The organism is Vibrio sp. ABG19 (genome assembly GCF_029962385.1).
GTDB lineage: Bacteria > Pseudomonadota > Gammaproteobacteria > Enterobacterales > Vibrionaceae > Vibrio > Vibrio ostreae.
Map to the genome: position 1 here is coordinate 3143299 of NZ_CP071708.1, position 18694 is coordinate 3161992.

Sequence of the window (18694 nt, forward strand, 5' to 3'; positions counted from 1 at the left end):
TAAGGGAGTCGCTAAATATCTAAACTCAATTAATAAAAATCATAATTGAGACCGCACAGCAAATGAATAGACTGGTTACAGTACCCTAAAAATAACAAACTGGCCTACGCCAAAGAGGACATAAATTATGTATATCGGGATTGATCTGGGCACGTCAGGTGTCAAAGCCATTCTGCTCTCTGCCAACGGCGAGATACTCGCCTCAGCAACCACAGCGATGACGGTCTCTCGCCCTAAGCCTTTATGGTCTGAACAAGACCCAAAACAGTGGTGGGATGCCACGCTCAATTCACTGTCCGAGCTGGGAAAACAACACAGCCTGCAGCAGGTCCAGGCCATTGGTCTGTCCGGACAGATGCACGGCGTGACTCTGCTCGACGGCGCAAACCAGGTGTTACGTCCGGCCATATTATGGAACGACGGACGCTGCGAGCAGGAGTGCCTTGAACTAGAACAACTCGTACCGGAGAGTCGCGATATTACCGGCAACCTGATGATGCCAGGATTTAGCGCACCCAAGCTGAAATGGCTCGCCAAACATGAGCCGGAGTGTTTTACACGCGTCGCTAAAGTGTTGCTGCCAAAAGATTATCTGCGCTTTCTGCTCAGTGGAGATTTCGCCACCGATATGTCTGACGCCGCCGGCACAATGTGGCTCGATGTCGGCATGCGCGACTGGAGCGACGAAATGCTCAGCGCTTGCGGCCTCAACCGCTCGCAAATGCCGACACTGTTTGAAGGCAACCAAATAACAGGCACGCTCAATCAGGAACTGGCTCAGCAGCTTGGTATGGCGTGTGTCCCTGTTGTTGCGGGCGGCGGTGACAATGCCGCTGGTGCCGTTGGGGTTGGTATTGTCAAACCGGGCCAGGCGATGATTTCACTCGGCACATCCGGGGTTTACTTCGCGGTCAGCCAAGGTTTCACCACCAACCCGGCCGCTGCATTGCATTCATTTTGTCACGCTTTACCGGGCACCTGGCATACCATGTCGGTGATCCTCAGTGCAGCTTCCTGTCTGGATTGGGTAGCCCGGATGACCGGTTTCAGCGCTGTCCCGGCGATGATGCAAGCGCTTGAAGCACAACAACCGCAAACCGATGTTATCTTTTTGCCTTATTTGTCTGGTGAACGGACACCACACAATAATCCGAATGCCAAAGGGGTATTTTTTGGCCTGACTCATAATACGACACCGCTGCATATGGCACAGGCGGTATTAGAGGGTGTGGGATTTGCTTTGCAGGATGGTCTGGATGCGCTGCACATGACCGGTGATGTGCCGGATAACATTACGCTAATTGGTGGCGGGGCGCGCAGCGCATACTGGCGCCAGTTACTGACAGACATTTTCAATACCGAGTTGGTGTATCGCGAAGGGGGCGATGTCGGTCCGGCCCTGGGTGCTGCCCGTCTTGCGCAACTGGCGATTGAAGGCAAGCAGGCTGCAGTAGAGCAAATCTGCGCCCAACCGCGGGTTTTGCAGACCCACACGCCAAATCCTGAGATACATCAGCAACTGGCGGTAAAACGTCAGACTTACATCAGCCTCTATCGACAATTAAAGCCGCTGTTCAAAGCCTGATCCATCCGGTCTGTCCTCTGCCTGGGCAGACCATCCCCTTCTTGCTCATATCGGTCTGTCCGCTTATGTGGTAACTCATCTCCACCTTGTTTTTTGCCACCCCGCAACGCAATAATCACGTTTCACAAGAATAAAATAGTGTCTATCGGATAAAAATTACGCTAATTTGTAGGTACCACGTCGCTTGGAGAAGAGTTATGGCTGATATCATCGATCATTCGCTTAGTGAAATTCGTCGTGACCTAAAAGAACGCTTAATCACTGCACTATCCACCTGTCCTATCGCTCGTGAAGCGTGCTACCCGCGCTTGTTAACCATGCTGACTTATTACCTGGTCTATGAAGAGGGTGAAATCAGTTACCCGCACTTTCTCTCCCAGCTCAGCCTGGCAGAGAATCAATGGCGCTGCTTTATTATCTTTGGATCGTCCCTCAGTCCGCAGGAACTGAGTGCAATTATCGACACTTCCCACCGTCACCAGCAAGAGTTAGACCCGATTTTAAACACTTTGGGGATGTATTTACCTTAGCTCACTGGTTTGTCATTTTAGATAAATACGGGGCGCAGCGCTGATGTTGCGCCTTATAAAACCGATACTTATCCACAGCAAACGCGACAAGTTGCCAACAGCTACGCACAACGTTATTTTAATGCTTGCATTCACTATAGATTTGGGTGTATGAATATGAACATTCGATGACATGTCAGACAAAGATAAGTTTGACATTTTTCTGTCACACAGGCCGGTTAAGGTGATTCCAGGCTGTTGAGAGAAACATCGTAACTTGTAAGATAAGCGCTGCGAAAAAGCAGGCATCTTCTGTTATGTTGCTTCAGTCGTATTAGCTAAGCCATAACGTCTTATGTGCTTCTGTTGAAGCAGAAGCGTCACAAAGTAAACCTGAAAAATAAGCCCACCAAGGGCGCTACTTATAAAGGAGATTACTATGAAAAAAATGAGAAAAGCTCAGCTGCATCGTGTTCGTATTCAATATTGGAAAGATACGAAACAAGCAGAGAAAAAATCATAGTGACCAAGCGATTAGCCGCAAGCTAATCCGCAAAAACCAGCTATTGACACGCAATAGCGAGTAACAAGTCAAATCGTGACAAATCAAACAGCCTCAACGCAATAGTCAGAGGCTAACCCAACAGAACTGGCAATTCCGGGAGGTAACTATCCCTCCACTTCCCTAATATTGCCAGTTCGAAAATAGCCTGCTGTGATCCAGCCTCCGTCTTATCCCCCGCACAGACGCTCGTTTTTCAGAACCGATGAACCATGCCCCAACGTCAAATTGGTTAGCAAAGTTCACACCGTATCGAGCGATATTTTCACTCAATCAGCATGAATTTGATTCGGATCAAATCCAGTTCAGGCGTCATTCCGTTTAGTTAATAATCTGCGCCGTGTTACAAAGATTCGGTCTAAAAAAATCCTGCCCGTGACAAGAGCTCTGTGCCTGCTTCGCTATACTTACAATGTAGTTGGGGCATCCTTGCTGTATACGGCTGCGTAAATTCATACGTTTCAATTGAGCTTACTATGTACACTAAACATCGTTCTTACACTTTGGCTGGAAAGGAACACTACCATGCACGGGTCATGGTCGATCCGACAGGTTATTTACACATCGACATCATGGAGGAAAGCGACGAACTTGACGGTGAGTTTGAAAGCCTGAGTTTCAAAACTCAGGACAGGAAAACTGAGCTGACTTGTCAAGACGCCGAGCACGACTGGCGTATTGCTCTGCAGGGTCAGGATGCAAGAGAACTCGTGACTCTGATTGAAGAAGCGAAAGAAGAGTATGAAACACTAATGCGTGATCTGTGTTAATTGTGGCAATGACCACCAAGCCGACAGTTATTTTTAATCACCCCTCTAACCTCAGAACCGGAAAACCTTTAGCGTTTTCCGGTTCTTTTATTATGTCTTCTGTTACTTGCGTGTAATTAAATAGCAACATGAATTTTCTTCATGTTATGTATGAAAAAATACGGATTAACAGGACGTCTAGCCATCCATTACTCTAGCCTTAACAACGCAGAATAAATAACAAGAGGTATCTGTCATGGCTAATCGCCCTCCTTTCCGCACTGACTCCGTCGGCAGCTTTCTTCGTCCAGCTTATCTTCATCAGGCTCGCCGCGAATTTGCAGAGGGAACCATCAATCGTGCTCAGCTGACCGAAGTTGAAGATAAAGCAATTCTTGAATTGATCGACCAACAAAAAGCAGTTGGTATCAAGGCCATTACCGATGGTGAATTCCGCCGCGGCTTCTGGCATATCGACTTTCTCGAAAATCTGACCGGTATCGAAGGTTACACTGCTGACAGTTACAACCAGAAATTCCACGGCAAAGCAGCGCCGGCATACAACATCCGTGCAACCGGAAAAATTGCATTCAATCCGGAACACCCATTCCTGGACCACTTTGAATTTCTGCTTAACGCTGTAGGCACAGACAGTGAATTCGTGGCGAAAGCGACGATTCCTAGCCCGACCATGATTCTGCGTCAGGAAATTCTGGCTAACGATGGTTCGTCAAAAATCCACCAGCTCTACCCGCAAATTGAAGAGTTCTACCAAGATCTGGCGCAGACTTACCGTGATGCCATTGCGGCCTTCTACGCACGTGGCTGTCGCTACCTGCAATTTGATGATACCAACTGGGCGTTCCTAATCGATTCAAGCAAGCGCGAAAGCCTGATCGAAAAAGGCATCAACCCGGATGAGATTGCCAACGTCTGTACGCAAATCATTAACGAGTCACTGCGTGACAAGCCGGAAGACCTGATTGTGACGACTCACATCTGTCGCGGAAACCACGCTTCTTCATGGCTGTTTTCGGGCGGCTACGAGCCGGTGGCAGAAGCTCTGTTTGCGACCAAGTACGATGGTTTCTTCCTGGAGTATGATTCCGAGCGTTCTGGCGATTTCGCGCCGCTGCGTCACTGGTCAAACAACGGTAGCCAAATCGTACTGGGTCTGATCACCTCTAAGTTCCCGGAACTGGAAGATGCAGAGCAAGTGAAAGCGCGCATCCAGGAAGCCACTCAGTACGTACCGTTAGAAAACCTGTGCATCAGCCCGCAATGTGGCTTTGCTTCGACCGAAGAAGGCAACAAACTGACTGTCGAACAGCAGTGGGATAAGATCCGCTTCCTGACTGAAATCGAGAAACAGATCTGGTCTTAATGGTGCAGTGCCGATGGTAACCGCATCATCGTAACGGAAAAGACAAAGGGCGCCGCGGCGCCCTTTGTCTTTGATGAGCCAGCACTCTGAATCAGTGGGTGCTGCCTAAGCTCTCATGCTAGTGAGGCGATAAAGCACTAAAGAGCCAAGCAACAAAGCGCAGCCGATTATTTTATTCAGCGGCATCGACTCATCGTAGATCCAGACACTCAATATCATGGTCCAGACCGGCTCAAGCAGCATCAGCAGTGCCGCATTGGTCGGATTGGCGTGTTTTTGCCCCAGCGTCTGCATCAGATAACGCAAACTCGTTGCCAGCAATACGCTGAGCGCGAACCACTGCCAGGTGATGATGCTGACATTGTCCGGCCAGGTTTCAATACTGTAAGAGAGTACCAACCCCAGACAGCCAGTCGCGAACAGCTGCAGCGTGGTGAGCAACATCGGTGAAAAACGTGCCGAATACTGGCTGTTAAAGTTGAAATGTACCGCCAGCCCCACCGCCGCGACCAAGAACCACATCTGATTGGCGGCAATATTCCATTCACCACTCCAGGCCAGTAAAAACAGTCCGATCACGGCTATTGGCAGTGACAGCCAGAACGGGCGACCGGGCCGGCGTTTAAACAGAACCCAGGCGACCAAGGGCACAAACAGCATCGACAAACTCATAATAAACGCCCCCTCGCCCAGTGTTTCACTGATCGAAATGGCATAAATCCAACAGAAAATAGAGCCGCCCAGAAAGACGCCAACGCCCATCGAACGCAAAATTTCGCCACGCGGCGCTTTGCGCAGCGCCGGCAGACAAAACGGTAGTAACAGTAAGGACGCCGTAACAAAACGTAAGCCGATAAACCCTATCGGCGGAAGTCCTTCAATGGCTTGTTTAGAAAACACCCAACCGGCCGCGGCCAGTAAAGTTGTGATAATCAGAATGAATTCAGCACGCAGGTTAGCAAACATGAGCAGTTGTTATTATTGTTAAACAGGCAGATGTTAATTGTGAGGCATATCCAAACACAACTCCACTATAAAACGCTTTTATTTCTGTAGCTTAGCCAAAGCTTCCCACACCAGTTTTCTAAAGGCCAACAACCGTTTGTTAACACATACCAACACTAAAAAATAGATATTTTTTAGTGTTTAATTTCATTAAGAGACCATAAAAGTAGAATAATATTCGGTTATATTGCGAAAAACCTAGTTTCATTCATCAGAGAGTTATAAATCTGTCAGTCAATTTGACCAGCGTCACAATGTGATCATATCTACCAATGGTAGTAGGATTTGCAATATTATAATTCACACCATGGCAATATTTCAGTGAAAGAAACTCAAGATTCCGTCGATTTTGGAGTATCCACTACTCAAACCGGCTGGAACAAACACGACACACATTGGTTACTCAGTTTATTTGGCACTGCCGTTGGTGCCGGGATTTTATTCCTGCCAATCAACATTGGCCTGGGCGGTTTTTGGCCACTGGTACTGATGGCACTGCTCGCTTTTCCGATGACTTACCTTGCCCATCGCGGCCTGGCCCGCTTTGTCCTCTCTTCCAAACGGTCTGATGCAGACTTTACCGATGTGGTAGAAGAGCATTTCGGCACGCGCGGCGGCCGTCTGATCTCGCTGCTCTACTTCCTGTCAATTTTTCCGATCCTGCTGATTTACGGCGTAGGCATCACCAACACGGTGGACAGTTTTCTGGTCAACCAGGCGCAAATGGTTTCCCCGCCACGGACACTGCTGTCCGGCGTTCTGGTCTTTAGCCTGATTGCCATCATGCTGGGCGGTGAAAAAATCATGCTGCGCGCCTTTGCCGTGATGGTCTACCCGCTGGCGGCGATTCTGGCGGCACTGTCGCTGTATCTGATCCCTTACTGGAGCATGCCATCACTGGCCATCCCAGCCGCTGGCGATTTCCTGCAAACCGTATGGCTGGCTGTTCCTGTCGTGGTGTTTTCATTCAGTCACGCCGCGGCGATTTCCAGCTTTGCCAATATTCAGCGCCGTCACTACCGCAAGCAAGCGGTGGTGAAATCCGAGCAAATCCTCAAGCGTACCAGCGTGATGCTGATTGCGTTTGTGCTGATGTTCGTGTTCTCCTGCATACTCGCACTGTCGCCACAGCAACTGCTGGAGGCCAAAGCGCAAAATGTATCCGTGCTGTCGTACCTCGCCAACGCCACCAATAACCCGTTTATCGCGACCCTGGGACCTTTGGTTGCGTTTGTTGCTATCACTTCATCATTCCTGGGCCATTTCCTCGGTGCGCGTGAGAGCCTGAATGGCTTGCTGACCAAGTACACTAAACTACCGCTTGCCGTGGCAGATAAGCTGGGCATCGCACTGATGTTTATCGCTATCTGGTTTGCTGCAGTGATGAACCCAAGCATTCTCGGCATGATGGAAGCCCTGTCCGGGCCGGTCATCGCCATGATCCTGTTTATTATGCCAATGCTGGCGGTGTTTAAAGTGGATGCCCTCCGGAACTATCGTAAACATCTCGGGACTTACTTCGTGCTCCTGGTCGGGATGCTGGCGGTCTCGGCACTGTTGTTCAGCCTGCTGGGCTGATTCAGCGCGATAACGACCAACGGTCCGCGGATGCGGGCCGTTTTACCAGGTACGCCCCATCCTGCGCCACACCTTGCGCTCGGCATCCGTTGCGAATAACTTCAATTATGCGGGCTGTCCGGCGGATAGCAGGCCTTCTCTGTCATACACTGATGATAACCATGCGATTGTTGCCGCTCTGGCCACGATTATTGGATGGTGTTGATTCGGTCGGAAAAGGAAAAATGCATGCTGCGCACTTGGTTTTTGTTACTGGCTATCCCGCTGCTGTCGGCCTGTGGTGACCGCCAGGACGCGTCACAGGCTTTAGGCACGCTTGAACGTGATCGGGTGACACTCTCAGCCACCAGTAACGAAATAATCCGTCAGTTACCCGTAACCGAAGGCAGCAGCGTACGTGTCGGTGATGTACTGGTTGTGCTGGATACGGCGGAGCAACAGGCCCTGCTCGACCAGGCCCTCGCCCGTCAGGCACAGGCTCAGGCCGCACTGGCGAAACTGACCCATGGTGAAAGAGCCGAAGACATTGCGGTCGCCAGAGCGCAGCTAGACAGCACCAGAGCACAACTGACCGAAGCACAGCAGACTTACCGCCGCGTAGCAGAGCTGGTCAGCAAAAGCCTGCTCAGCCAGGCCGAGCTAGACCAGGCCAAGGCCAGCCGTGATACCGCACAGGCAGAGTTGGCCTCTGCCACTGAGCAACTGACAAAACTGACCGCCGGCGCGCGAATCGAAGATATTGATCAGGCTCGGGCGCAACTGGCCGCGGCACAGGCAGAAGTGGCATTGCAGCAGCAAAAACTCACCCGGCTCACCGTTACCGCGACCCGTGCCGGCATTCTTGATAACCTGCCCTATCATCTCGGCGAACGGGTACCAAACGGCGCCGTCGTTGCCGTGTTGCAGTCAGACAGCGCGCCGTTTGCACGCGTTTACGTGCCGGAGAGGGTGCGCGCACATTTTACTCCGGGCCGCAGTGTGACGGTGCATGTCGACGGCACACCAAACAGCTATCAGGGCACAGTGCGCTGGGTGGCGACGGAGCCCTCTTTTACTCCTTACTATGCACTGACTGAAAATGAACGGGCGCGGCTGATGTTTCTGGCTGAAATTGACTTACCTGCCGCCGCACGCGATCTGCCGTCCGGCGTACCGGCCCAGGTTGATTTTCCGCAGGAGGCAAAATGAGTGAACTGGCTATCGAGGCACGCGGCGTCAGTAAGTCCTTTGGCGATTTTACCGCGATTCATGACATCAACCTCAATGTGCCGACCGGCAGCATCTACGGCTTTCTCGGCCCCAACGGATGTGGCAAGTCGACCACCATCCGGGTTCTGACCGGCCTACTGACGCCAACCCGGGGCAGCGTGAATGTACTTGGCCTTGATATCCCGCGTCAGTCGGAAATCCTGCGGCTCAATATCGGCTATATGACGCAGAAATTTTCCCTGTATGACGAGCTGAGCGTGGAAGAAAACCTGCAGTTCATCGGTCAGATCTTTGGCATGAATCGTCAGGCCCTGAAACAGAGGACCAATCAGCAGTTAGCCACTTACGGCCTCGATCAACGGCGCAAGCAACGGGTCGGCAGCATGAGCGGCGGGCAAAAGCAGCGCCTGGCACTGGCAAGCGCCACCATGCACCGCCCGCAACTGCTGTTTCTTGATGAACCCACCTCGGCGGTGGATCCGGAAAACCGGCGTGAATTTTGGGAGCAGCTTTTCGATCTCTCATCACAGGGTACTACCATACTGGTGACGACCCACTACATGGACGAAGCGGAGCGCTGCCATCGTCTCGCCATCATGGATGCGGGCGAAATTCGTGCCGATGACGAACCGGAAAAACTAATGCAGCAGATGGGCGTGCACGTGGTTGAGGTCACCGCACCGGACTTACGCTGCTTAAAAGAGACACTGTTACAACGGCCTGAAGTCCGCTCTGCAGCGCAGTTGGGCGTGCGATTACGGGTACTTATCTACCGTCATATTCAAGACCCGGTACAGTGGCTGCGCAGCACGCTACCGCAATTAGCGCAAGCCAACATCGGTCTGGCACGGCCCAGCCTGGAAGATGTATTTGTCACTGTGACCGGGAAGAACCGCCAATGAACAGCCTGTTTCGGATTAAAGCGGTGATGATTAAGGAGTTTCGCCAGTTATCGCGTGACCGTATCACCTTTGGTATGGTGATCATGATCCCGCTGATTCAGTTATTGCTGTTTGGTTTTGCTATCAATACCGATGTTCGCAGTATTCCAATTGCCGTCGTCGACAACAGCCAATCTGTAACCGGGCGCTGGCTGACCGAATCGGTCCGGGTCAGTCAGGTGGTTGAGATTAAACAGGTGTATAGCACCGCGGAACAGGCCCAACAAGCCATCGCCAGCGGCGAAGTCCGTGCCGCGCTGATCATTCCGCCCGATCTCAACCGGCGCATTTTGGATGGACGTGAACTCGGGCAGTGGCTGATAGACGGGTCTGATACCATGATTGCCAGCGCTATATCGGGTCTGCAGCACATGCCCACTGCAGACATTGCCTTTCACCCGCATCCCGAAGTGGCTGCGACCTTCGCCATCACCCTGTTTTACAATCCGAGCAAACGCGCGGCCGTCAATATTGTTCCCGGCTTACTGGGCGTCATTCTGACCATGACCATGATTATGTTTACCAGCGCGGCGATTGTACGTGAACGGGAAAGAGGCAATCTGGAATTGCTGATCACCACACCGGTCCACTCGATGGAGCTGATGATCGCCAAAATCATCCCGTATATTTTTGTTGGCCTGATTCAGGTGTTCATTATTCTCGGCCTTGGTCATGTAATTTTTGCCGTGCCGATTAATGGCGCTGTCAGTCAGATCTTGTTCGGCACCCTGCTGTTTATTTCCGCCAGCCTGACTCTCGGACTAATGATCTCAACCATTGCCACCACGCAACTGCAGGCAATGCAGATGACGGTGTTTATTCTGCTGCCCTCGATTCTGCTGTCTGGTTTTATGTTTCCCTATGAAGGTATGCCGCTGGCAGCGCAGTGGATTTCTGAAGCCCTGCCCGCGACCCATTTTATGCGCCTGATTCGTGGCATTGTACTGCGCGGCGCGGATCTGGCCGATCTATGGCGCGACAGCTTATGGCTGGCGGGTTTCACCCTGTTTGGTCTGGTGGTGGCTTCATTACGCTTCAAAAAATCTCTCGATTAAGTTCAATGCCTTAAAGTGACACAAAAGACAGTAAACTGAGCCATACAGTTGGTAGGTTTGTGATTAGATAATCAACCTTTATTAATATATAAAGCCTTTCTATATCACGCTTGGGCGCGTGATTGATGTGCGAAATCCATTAGAAAATATAGGGCACCGACTTCGTTGACTAAAAAGTAACCAGGTTCTAACTTTGTACATTAGTCGTCATCACAACGGAGGTCCCACCAATGAAACGTGCCAACCCAAGTTACCGTCTTCAGCTCATTAAAGAAGTCGCCTTACGAAAGCAATCCTCTACTCTCGATCCGATGGCGAACTATATACGAACGTTACTTTCTAAAAAATCCGACAGCAAATCCCAAAAAGAATCGACACGAAGTTTCAGCGGTGCACACTTTGATGAGCATGCCGGTGGCTGGGTCAGTGATCGCTGGCAACTCAATAAATAATACAAGCCCGACCGCAACGAACAGAATGTCACTTAGGCTAGTGCCAACATTAGCCTAAGTGTTTAATAACAATAAATTAGTATCTGATAAATATAACTTAAGTATCTGATAAAAATAATAAAATCATCGCGAACATCTTTTACTATCAGCGAGGAACACGCGCTTCCAAACACTGAGTTCCTATCGCTCATCCGCATTCAGGCGTCTTGCGGCACTCGCTATCTGTCGCACGGCTTTGTCGGGCTCGCTGCGCTATAGACCTAAATCTTTTGGCACCAGATACCCGATAAAGGTCGCCGAACGGCGACATAGCGATCAAAGCCGATCGCGCGGATCAAAACAACTCTTGTTGCGGGCTGTCTGGTTCTTCATGGCTTTGCGCGCCCTGTTTTCCGGCCGCCATTTTGCGGCGATAGCGCTGCTGGCACAGCTTAATCACGTGCAATTGTTCTGCGGCAGTCATCTCCAGCCAGCGAAAGCGTTCTTCGCGCTTGCGCATGCAGCCGCGGCAGTAGCCTTTATCGTCTAAACTGCACACCCCGACGCACGGGCTGGGAACCTGGAAAAATTCTAGCTGCTCCATAAGCGACGCAAATATCCTCTAATGTGCGTGTAACACTCTGTAAAATAGAGACATTCGTTCTATTTTTCGATCGTGTTGCATATTAAACTATAACCTTTTACTGACAAAAACAGTGTTTTATTGTCTATACTGTCGGCGTTTTCCACATTTGGAGTGAATATTATGAAGCTTAGTTCAAAATCATTACTTGCCGCAATCACACTGCCCGCCCTGCTCGCAGCGTGTGCAAGCAATGGTGATGATGCGCAAATCAGCGAACAAGATTTGCAACATCATAACTGGCAACTAACCCAAATTGATGGCCAGGCGGTCAAACAGGGTGATCGTCATCAGGTACCGCGTCTCGAAATTGGCGAAAAAATGATGGCAAGCGGCAACGCCGGCTGTAACAACTTTTTCGGTAAAGCCGAGTTGAAAGACAACCGTCTGCGCATTGAAAAAATGGGCATGACGATGAAGATGTGTATCGGCGACATTATGGATACCGAACAGGCCGTGTCCCAGTCTTTACAAGAGTGGAACGACATCACGCTGACCAAACAGAGTATGATCCTGAAAAACGATGTTCATACCCTGACCTTTACCCTGAGTGACTGGAAACAGTAACCTTTAGGTTCCGGTTTTATGAGGCAGCCAGTTGGCTGCCTTTTTTATAGCCAGCGCGAAACCCTGCCGCTATCCGCTGGTGAGGATGTTGAGATCGTGAAGCGTGACGCGAACTATTTCCTTACTAATCAGATCTTTTGCGATTTATCATTCATAATGAATGATAACGTCCTGCGGCCCGGTCTGTCTCTGTATGCGGTAACGCCGTTTCGGCTCAGGATGACGCCATAACCTCATTTTCATCTCGTATTGCAAAGGATTCTCATGAAAAAACTGCTTACCTTCGTCTGTGCTTGCCTGTTCTCACTCCCGGGATGGAGCCAATCCTGGCAGGAGATTACCGAGCAGGCACGTGGTCAAACCGTCTATTTTCATGCCTGGGGAGGCAGCCAGGAGATCAATAATTATATCCGCTGGGCCGGTGAACAGTTGCAGTCGCAATACGGGGTAGAGCTGAAGCAGGTTAAAGTCACCGATATCGCAGAAACCGCCACTCGTCTGCTGGCAGAAAAAGCCGCCGGCAAGGATCAGGACGGCAGCGTGGACATGGTGTGGATTAATGGCGAGAACTTTAAGTCAATGAAAAGCAATGGCCTTTTATATGGGCCGTTCGCTGCTTCCCTGCCTAACTGGCAGCATGTGAATCAAGCTCTACCGGTAGAGACCGACTTCTCTGAACCCACCGAAGGACTGGAAGCTCCGTGGGGTGTGGGTCAGCTGGTGTTTATTCACGATGTTAAAACCCTCAATAATCCACCGCAATCTTTTAAAGAATTACTCAGTTATGCCAAAGCATTTCCGAACCGTATTACCTACCCGCGCCCGCCGGAGTTTCACGGCACCAGCTTTCTCAAAGCGGCTTTGATTGAACTGACCAACAGCGATCCTGCTCTGCATCAACCCGTCGACGAGCAAAGCTTTCAAGCCGTGACCGCACCATTGTGGCACTATCTTGATCAGTTGCATCCCCTGACCTGGCGCGCGGGCAAGCAGTTTCCCAATGGCTCGGCGCAGATGATGCAGTTACTTGATGACGGACAGATTGATCTGGCTATTACCTTCAATCCTAATGCGGTCTATTCTGCTCAGGTGTCCGGCAAACTGGCACCAAGTACTCGCAGTTACGCAATGCAAGCGGGTGCGTTAACCAATATTCATTTCCTGGCTATTCCTTGGAATGCCAAAGCCAAAGCTGGTGCTCAGGTGGCGATTAACTTTCTGCTCAGCCCGCAGGCTCAGTCGCTCAAAGGTGACATTAATACCTGGGGCGACCCGTCGGTGCTAAAAGCCTCGTCACTCAGTGGCAGTGCAGCCCAAACGCAACTGTTTAAAGCGATCGCCGAGCCGCATCCGAGCTGGCAGACAGCGCTGGAAGCCGAATGGCAAAAGCGTTACGGAACCAGCCAGTAAACCGGGCGAACTGACTTCATGATGCGCATCGCATACAGCCTGCTGCTGCTGACCTGTGTCGCCCCGCTGCTGCCCGGATTGGCAGGGGCAGTGCTTTCTGCGCTCGGTTACATCCCAGCGGTCGGGTTACAGCGTTTTAATCTGGAAGCGTTTATTAGCGTGGCGCAATGGCAGGGAGTCGGCCGTTCTCTTCTGCTGTCAGTGACCTCGGCTCTGCTGAGTACCTACCTGGCCCTGCTGCTTTGTTTCAGTATCGTCCAGACCCTGTGGCAAAGCCGGCACTGGCACCGGGTTGAGCACCTGCTTTCCGGCCTGCTGGCTCTGCCTCATGTTGCCTTTGCAATCGGGTTCGCTTTTCTGTTTGCCCCGACCGGAATCACAGCGCGTCTTGCCAGTGCGCTGCTGGATTATCAGGTTTCCACTCAGGCTGGTACCTGGCTGGTTCAGGACAACCACGCGCTGGGGCTGACGCTGGCTTTGGCGCTGAAAGAGACACCATTTCTGTTGCTGATGAGCATTCCGGTGTTGCAGCAGCTGAACGTATCGCGCCAACTTCAGGTCGGAGCCTCTCTCGGCTATTCCGCAGCGCAAACCTGGTTTAAAGTTTTGTTTCCGCAATGGTTGCGTGCACTGCGTTTCGCTCTGTTTGCTGTGATTGCCTATGCGGTGGCGGTTGTCGATGTCAGCCTGATCCTCGGCCCCAATACACCACCCACTTTTGCGGTACTGGTTTGGCAGTGGTTTAACGACCCGGATCTGCAACAGTTGCCACGCGCGGCTGCCGGAGCGATCGTACTGCTGGTCGTGACCGGACTGATGTTGCTGACCGTAGTGCTGATCGAAAAAGCACTGCTGCACTGTTATCGTGGCTGGCAGTGGTCCGGCAAAAGCCGCTTTCCCCTGCCCGGCCGCAGCAGTTTGTGGCTGGTGAGCACGATTGCCGCGCTGATCGTGCCATTAATGCTGGTCTGGAGCTTTGCCCAGCGCTGGCGCTTTCCGGATCTGCTGCCTAGCCAGTTCAGCAGCCGTTTCTGGCTCAGCGAGTGGCCAACTATGCTGCCGACCTTGTGGCAAAGTATCTGGATAGCCCTGCTGAGCGGTAGCCTGGCTCTGGTTGCCGCGTTATTCGCCCATGAATACAAGCTGCGCCATCGGGCGGCTGTGCCGCTGTGGATCATCGTGCTACCTATGCTGGTGCCGCAGTTATCGCTGCTGCTCGGCATCCAGATTTCAGCCTTATGGCTGGCCGCAGACCATTATCAACTGTGGGTCATCTGGTCGCATCTGCTGTTCGCCTTTCCGCTCGTTTATCTGGCACTGGACGGCCCCTGGCGCAGCTTTAACCCTGGCTATACCCGGGTCGCACTCAGCTTAGGCAAAAGCCCCTGGCAGCAATTTCTGGCCATTAAAGTACCTTTACTGCTACCGGCCATACTCTATGCCTGGGCGGTCGGGATCAGTGTCAGCCTGGCACAATATCTACCGACCTTAATGCTCGGCGGCGGTCGCATTACCACGATCACCACCGAAGCAGTCGCCCTGTCGAGTGGTTTTGACCGCCGGGTGATGGCAATTTATGCACTGTGGCAGGCGTTGCTGCCGTTTATTTTCTTTACCCTTGCGGTGTTGATAAGCCGGGCGCAACCTCATCGCCAGCGCATCATGGCCACCGCAGTGACCGTATCGACAAGTGAAAAACCATGATGTTTCGCACCGAACACCTTACTATCCGCCATCAGAGTGGTGCCGTACTGCTCGCAGATTTTAACCTCACCATTGCCGCCGGCGAAATCGTCAGCCTAATGGGCCCAAGCGGCTGCGGTAAATCCACCCTGTTGAATGTCATCGCCGGGCACCTGAGCGCGGATTTCCGCTATCACGGCAAGATGCAATTGAATGGCGTGACCATTGATACTCTGCCGCCCCATCAGCGCCATATCGGAATGCTGTTCCAGGACGATTTGCTGTTCCCTCACCTCAACGTGTGGGAAAACCTCGCGTTCGCCCTGCCGGACCATATCAAAGGCAGTGAGCGTAAACAGCAGGCACTGCAGGCGCTTGGCCATGTTCAGTTGGGCTCTCTGGCGCAGTCATTTCCGCAGCAGATTTCCGGCGGACAGCGAGCGCGAATCAGCCTGATACGCATGCTCCTTGCCCGGCCGCAACTGGCCCTGCTTGATGAACCGTTTAATAAACTGGACAAAGCACTGCGCGGCCAGTTTCGTGACTGGGTTTTTGAGCGCTTACAGACCGCAGGCATCCCGACACTGATGGTCACACACGACCCGGAAGACGTCCTGCCCGACGGACGCATTATTCACTGGCCGACGGAGAATTCCCATGCTTGATCGCCATGTTATCCCCCTGATTCGCTGGCCGCTAAACCAATCGGCCGTCGTACTCGACAAAATCAGTATCACTGCCAATCAGGTTACCCTGTTTGGTTTTCTCCTTGGCTGCCTGGCCTTTCCAGCGCTGGTGCTGGAGCAATACCTGCTGGCACTGCTGTTGATCGCCCTCAACCGTTTGTGTGACGGGCTAGACGGCGCTCTGGCCAGAATTCAGGGCCTGAGCGACGCCGGCGGCTTTCTCGATATCAGTCTCGATTTCCTGTTCTACTCACTGATCCCGTTTGGTTTCGTCGTCGCCAATCCGGAACAAAACGCCATTGCCGGCGCTTTTTTGATCTTTTCTTTTATCGGCACCGGATGCAGCTTTCTCGCTTTTGCGGTGATGGCAGGCAAGCGCGGCATTCAGAACCCGGTCTACCAGCATAAATCACTGTACTATATGAGCGGCCTGACTGAAGGCACAGAGACCATCGCCGCGTTGGTGCTGTTTTGCCTGTTCCCCGAACAGTTTGCCCTGATAGCCTACCTGTTCGGTACTGCGTGCTGGTTTACCACCGCGACGCGTATTTATTCCGGCTATCACACCCTGCGGGAGGCCGAGCTACCATAACGTCTTCATTCACTTAATCTTGGTTGCTGCCCACACGTCAACGCGTGGGCACACAGAGATAAACGGGCGCTACTTCCAGCCCTGAGCCCATTTTTGCTCATCTTTCAATTCGCGCCAGTCAATCGGATATTCGTTTCTCGACAACACCGCTTCGAGAGTGCAGGACACCACAACGCCCTCTTCGTTAAACTCGATATCTGAGACCAGAAAATGCTTTTCCCGGTTCATCGGTGTCACAGCGGTCCATTTGCTGTTGCGCAGTTTGGCGGGGTTAATTGGGTTCATTTTTGCTCCGTAATCGGGTTGGTGTTGGGGTAACTGAATGGTTCTACGCACTTTTACGGATTAGGTTCAATACTGCTAAACCTGGCGGCTTTGTGTTTACGACCTTTCAGCAAGATTTCTGGCCGCTCATTCAAGCGCTTGAATGAGCGGCCAGGTACGCATCACTTACTGAACGGTCAGCAGACCAGTGCTTGCAAGACGCTGACTTTTCGGATTTGGGGTTTCCTGACGCTGAACTTAGTCTGAGTTGAAGACTGACAAAAGTGGCATTACCTCCTACAGCACAGAGTTCGACACTTGTGAGTTATCGGCTTTGCTAAATTAGCACTTCATGCATTACTTGAAGTATAGTAAAGTGCTCATTAGCGACTGATGATTAATTTCAATCCTAATCCTCCCATCACTGACCCAGACAAATAATCAATAAATTTTTTAAATTTTAAGTATGCTTGACGAAGGCGTGAAGCAGATAAAACTAAAGCAACAATAAGATACCATCCTGCATTACTCAAAAATGTACAGATTGGAACCGCAATAAAGAAATACATAGGTATGTTTTGCGGAAGCAGTGTTATAAATACGCTGGCAAATACGATGGCTGTTTTTGGATTGCTGAGTTGGACTCCTAAACCTAATAAGTACGAACGAAATAAGGGAACATCTTGGCATCGAGTAGCATCTATGGTCTGTAACGGGATTCGAGCTGATCTCACAATTCCAAATGCCAAAAACAAGAGATAGCATCCGCCTGCAATTTTAAATATTAAATAGCTTACCGGAATTAGGCTAAAAATTGTTTGTAATCCGAGTAAGGCGGCAACCGATAGAACTAAAGCACCTGTCCCCATACCTAACGCGGTAAAAATCCCATGCCGTCTTGAAAGTGAAATTGCTCGTCTGGCAACAAAGATAAAGCTGGGACCCGGACTCATAGCGCCGAGAGTAAGCGCTCCAGTGATTGCCAATATTGGCATATATGTTTGCAAATTAATGTCCATGTGTTTCTTCACTAACTATCTATAAAATACCAGCTCAATGAGCCGGCGATAAAATAAAAAGCAACCAGAAACTTAACTTTATGCTTGATAGGCTTTCGCTAGTTTATCCAAAAATTCGTGTAGCTTTTGGTTCATCTCATCATAGTCATGATTCATTAGTACTTCAGGCTCATCAACGAAACGATAGTTTGCTGCCTCGCTGAGATCATCATTTTCTATCAGCAACGCTACAACATCTTTAGTCAATTCCATATGACACTGAAAACCAAACACCAAATCGCTATAAGCAACGATTTGTCGAGGACAGCCTTCACTGTACGCAATGATTTTGGCGTCTGGAGTCAGTCCTGGCATGTCGTTGTGCCAATGACCCACTTCTAGAACGGTGCCAAAATGGTCAAACAGTGGATGGGTACTGCCGTCTTTAGTTAGCGTGATAGGGAACTTACCAATTTCGCGTTCAGGGCTATGCGCATAGTGGGCACCTAATGCTTCACCAATGAGTTGAGATCCCAAACAAATACCAAGTACGACTTTTCCTGCATCAATCGCTTTTGTAATTACCGCCTGTTCACCTTTGGCATCGAAATGAGCACATTGCTCGATAGTGGTCACAGGATCTTGTGGACCGCCCATGACAATCAGAAAATCGATATCATCTACTTTTTCCGGAAGAGAGTCGCCGTCATAAACCCGAGAATAAGTCGTTGTATAGCCGAGATTTTTAGCCCAAGACTCATAAGCTCCCGGAGCTTCAAAATGTTCATGGATGATAAAGTGAATGTGCATCATTTAGCCCTTTTGTTTTTTGATAACAATTGA

Annotated in this window: 19 protein-coding genes; 14 read left to right on the forward strand and 5 right to left on the reverse strand. The window is 50.9% G+C overall.

All coding sequences use genetic code 11. The features are described from left to right. Positions 1-127: 127 nt before the first annotated feature. From xylB to J0X00_RS20480, 4 genes are all read left to right on the forward strand, one after another. The gene (xylB, locus tag J0X00_RS20465) at positions 128-1585 is read left to right on the forward strand and encodes a xylulokinase (protein WP_282477623.1); all 1458 of its coding nucleotides are present in this window, start codon (positions 128-130) and stop codon (positions 1583-1585) included. A gap of 197 nt (positions 1586-1782) precedes the next feature. Then, positions 1783-2115 (forward strand): hypothetical protein, encoded by a 333-nt coding sequence (locus J0X00_RS20470; protein ID WP_136484588.1) that lies wholly within the window; start codon positions 1783-1785, stop codon positions 2113-2115. A 1017-nt stretch (positions 2116-3132) separates the two neighbouring features. Then, entirely contained in the window at positions 3133-3426 is a 294-nt protein-coding gene (locus J0X00_RS20475) for a hypothetical protein (RefSeq protein WP_136484586.1), read from the forward strand. Positions 3427-3661: 235 nt separating this feature from the next. Continuing rightward, complete coding sequence (locus tag J0X00_RS20480) at positions 3662-4789, forward strand: 5-methyltetrahydropteroyltriglutamate--homocysteine S-methyltransferase (RefSeq protein ID WP_282477624.1); 1128 nt, start codon at positions 3662-3664, stop codon at positions 4787-4789. Between the two features lie 105 nt (positions 4790-4894). On the opposite strand, the gene J0X00_RS20485 is transcribed toward J0X00_RS20480, so the two are convergent. Further along, positions 4895-5755, reverse strand: a complete 861-nt coding sequence (locus J0X00_RS20485) for a DMT family transporter (RefSeq protein WP_218563009.1) — start codon at positions 5753-5755, stop codon at positions 4895-4897. 360 nt (positions 5756-6115) lie between these two features. Between J0X00_RS20485 and J0X00_RS20490 the strand changes: the two genes are divergently transcribed. From J0X00_RS20490 to J0X00_RS20510, 5 genes are all read left to right on the forward strand, one after another. After that, on the forward strand, positions 6116-7372 hold the full coding sequence (locus J0X00_RS20490) for an aromatic amino acid transport family protein (protein WP_282477625.1): 1257 nt from the start codon (positions 6116-6118) through the stop codon (positions 7370-7372). A 228-nt stretch (positions 7373-7600) separates the two neighbouring features. Further along, positions 7601-8560: an HlyD family efflux transporter periplasmic adaptor subunit gene (locus J0X00_RS20495; RefSeq protein ID WP_282477626.1), complete on the forward strand. Its 960-nt coding sequence runs from the start codon at positions 7601-7603 to the stop codon at positions 8558-8560. Continuing rightward, positions 8557-9483 carry an ABC transporter ATP-binding protein gene (locus J0X00_RS20500; protein ID WP_282477627.1) on the forward strand — a complete coding sequence of 309 codons (927 nt, stop codon included), beginning with the start codon at positions 8557-8559 and terminating at the stop codon, positions 9481-9483. The genes J0X00_RS20495 and J0X00_RS20500 overlap by 4 nt, the downstream gene beginning before the upstream one ends. Then, a complete protein-coding gene (locus J0X00_RS20505; protein ID WP_282477628.1) occupies positions 9480-10577 on the forward strand; it encodes an ABC transporter permease in 1098 nt (365 codons plus the stop codon). Before J0X00_RS20500 ends, J0X00_RS20505 begins: the two co-directional genes overlap by 4 nt. 230 nt (positions 10578-10807) lie before the next feature. Beyond that, on the forward strand, positions 10808-11029 hold the full coding sequence (locus J0X00_RS20510; protein ID WP_136484570.1) for a hypothetical protein: 222 nt from the start codon (positions 10808-10810) through the stop codon (positions 11027-11029). 334 nt (positions 11030-11363) lie between these two features. Here the strand turns inward: J0X00_RS20510 and J0X00_RS20515 are convergent, their stop codons facing one another. After that, positions 11364-11612 carry a DUF1289 domain-containing protein gene (locus J0X00_RS20515; protein WP_136484568.1) on the reverse strand — a complete coding sequence of 83 codons (249 nt, stop codon included), beginning with the start codon at positions 11610-11612 and terminating at the stop codon, positions 11364-11366. A 162-nt stretch (positions 11613-11774) separates the two neighbouring features. On the opposite strand from J0X00_RS20515, the gene J0X00_RS20520 reads away from it, so the two are divergent. The 5 genes from J0X00_RS20520 to J0X00_RS20540 all read left to right on the forward strand — a co-directional run bounded on the left by J0X00_RS20520 (position 11775) and on the right by J0X00_RS20540 (position 16589). Then, complete coding sequence (locus tag J0X00_RS20520; RefSeq protein WP_136484565.1) at positions 11775-12218, forward strand: META domain-containing protein; 444 nt, start codon at positions 11775-11777, stop codon at positions 12216-12218. Between the two features lie 264 nt (positions 12219-12482). Then, a complete protein-coding gene (locus J0X00_RS20525) occupies positions 12483-13628 on the forward strand; it encodes an ABC transporter substrate-binding protein (RefSeq protein ID WP_282477629.1) in 1146 nt (381 codons plus the stop codon). 18 nt (positions 13629-13646) lie between these two features. After that, positions 13647-15332, forward strand: coding sequence for a thiamine ABC transporter permease (locus J0X00_RS20530; RefSeq protein ID WP_282477630.1), 1686 nt, complete (start codon positions 13647-13649; stop codon positions 15330-15332). Beyond that, complete coding sequence (locus tag J0X00_RS20535; protein ID WP_282477631.1) at positions 15329-15976, forward strand: ATP-binding cassette domain-containing protein; 648 nt, start codon at positions 15329-15331, stop codon at positions 15974-15976. The genes J0X00_RS20530 and J0X00_RS20535 overlap by 4 nt, the downstream gene beginning before the upstream one ends. Then, on the forward strand, positions 15969-16589 hold the full coding sequence (locus J0X00_RS20540) for a CDP-alcohol phosphatidyltransferase family protein (RefSeq protein WP_282477632.1): 621 nt from the start codon (positions 15969-15971) through the stop codon (positions 16587-16589). The genes J0X00_RS20535 and J0X00_RS20540 overlap by 8 nt, the downstream gene beginning before the upstream one ends. Positions 16590-16658: 69 nt before the next feature. On the opposite strand, the gene J0X00_RS20545 is transcribed toward J0X00_RS20540, so the two are convergent. The 3 genes from J0X00_RS20545 to J0X00_RS20555 form a co-directional block, all read right to left on the reverse strand. Further along, on the reverse strand, positions 16659-16874 hold the full coding sequence (locus J0X00_RS20545; RefSeq protein ID WP_218562998.1) for a TIGR02450 family Trp-rich protein: 216 nt from the start codon (positions 16872-16874) through the stop codon (positions 16659-16661). Positions 16875-17236: 362 nt separating this feature from the next. Next, positions 17237-17872: a LysE family translocator gene (locus J0X00_RS20550; RefSeq protein WP_282477633.1), complete on the reverse strand. Its 636-nt coding sequence runs from the start codon at positions 17870-17872 to the stop codon at positions 17237-17239. Between the two features lie 78 nt (positions 17873-17950). Next, a complete protein-coding gene (locus tag J0X00_RS20555; protein WP_282478332.1) occupies positions 17951-18661 on the reverse strand; it encodes a type 1 glutamine amidotransferase in 711 nt (236 codons plus the stop codon). Between the last annotated feature and the right edge of the window lie 33 nt (positions 18662-18694).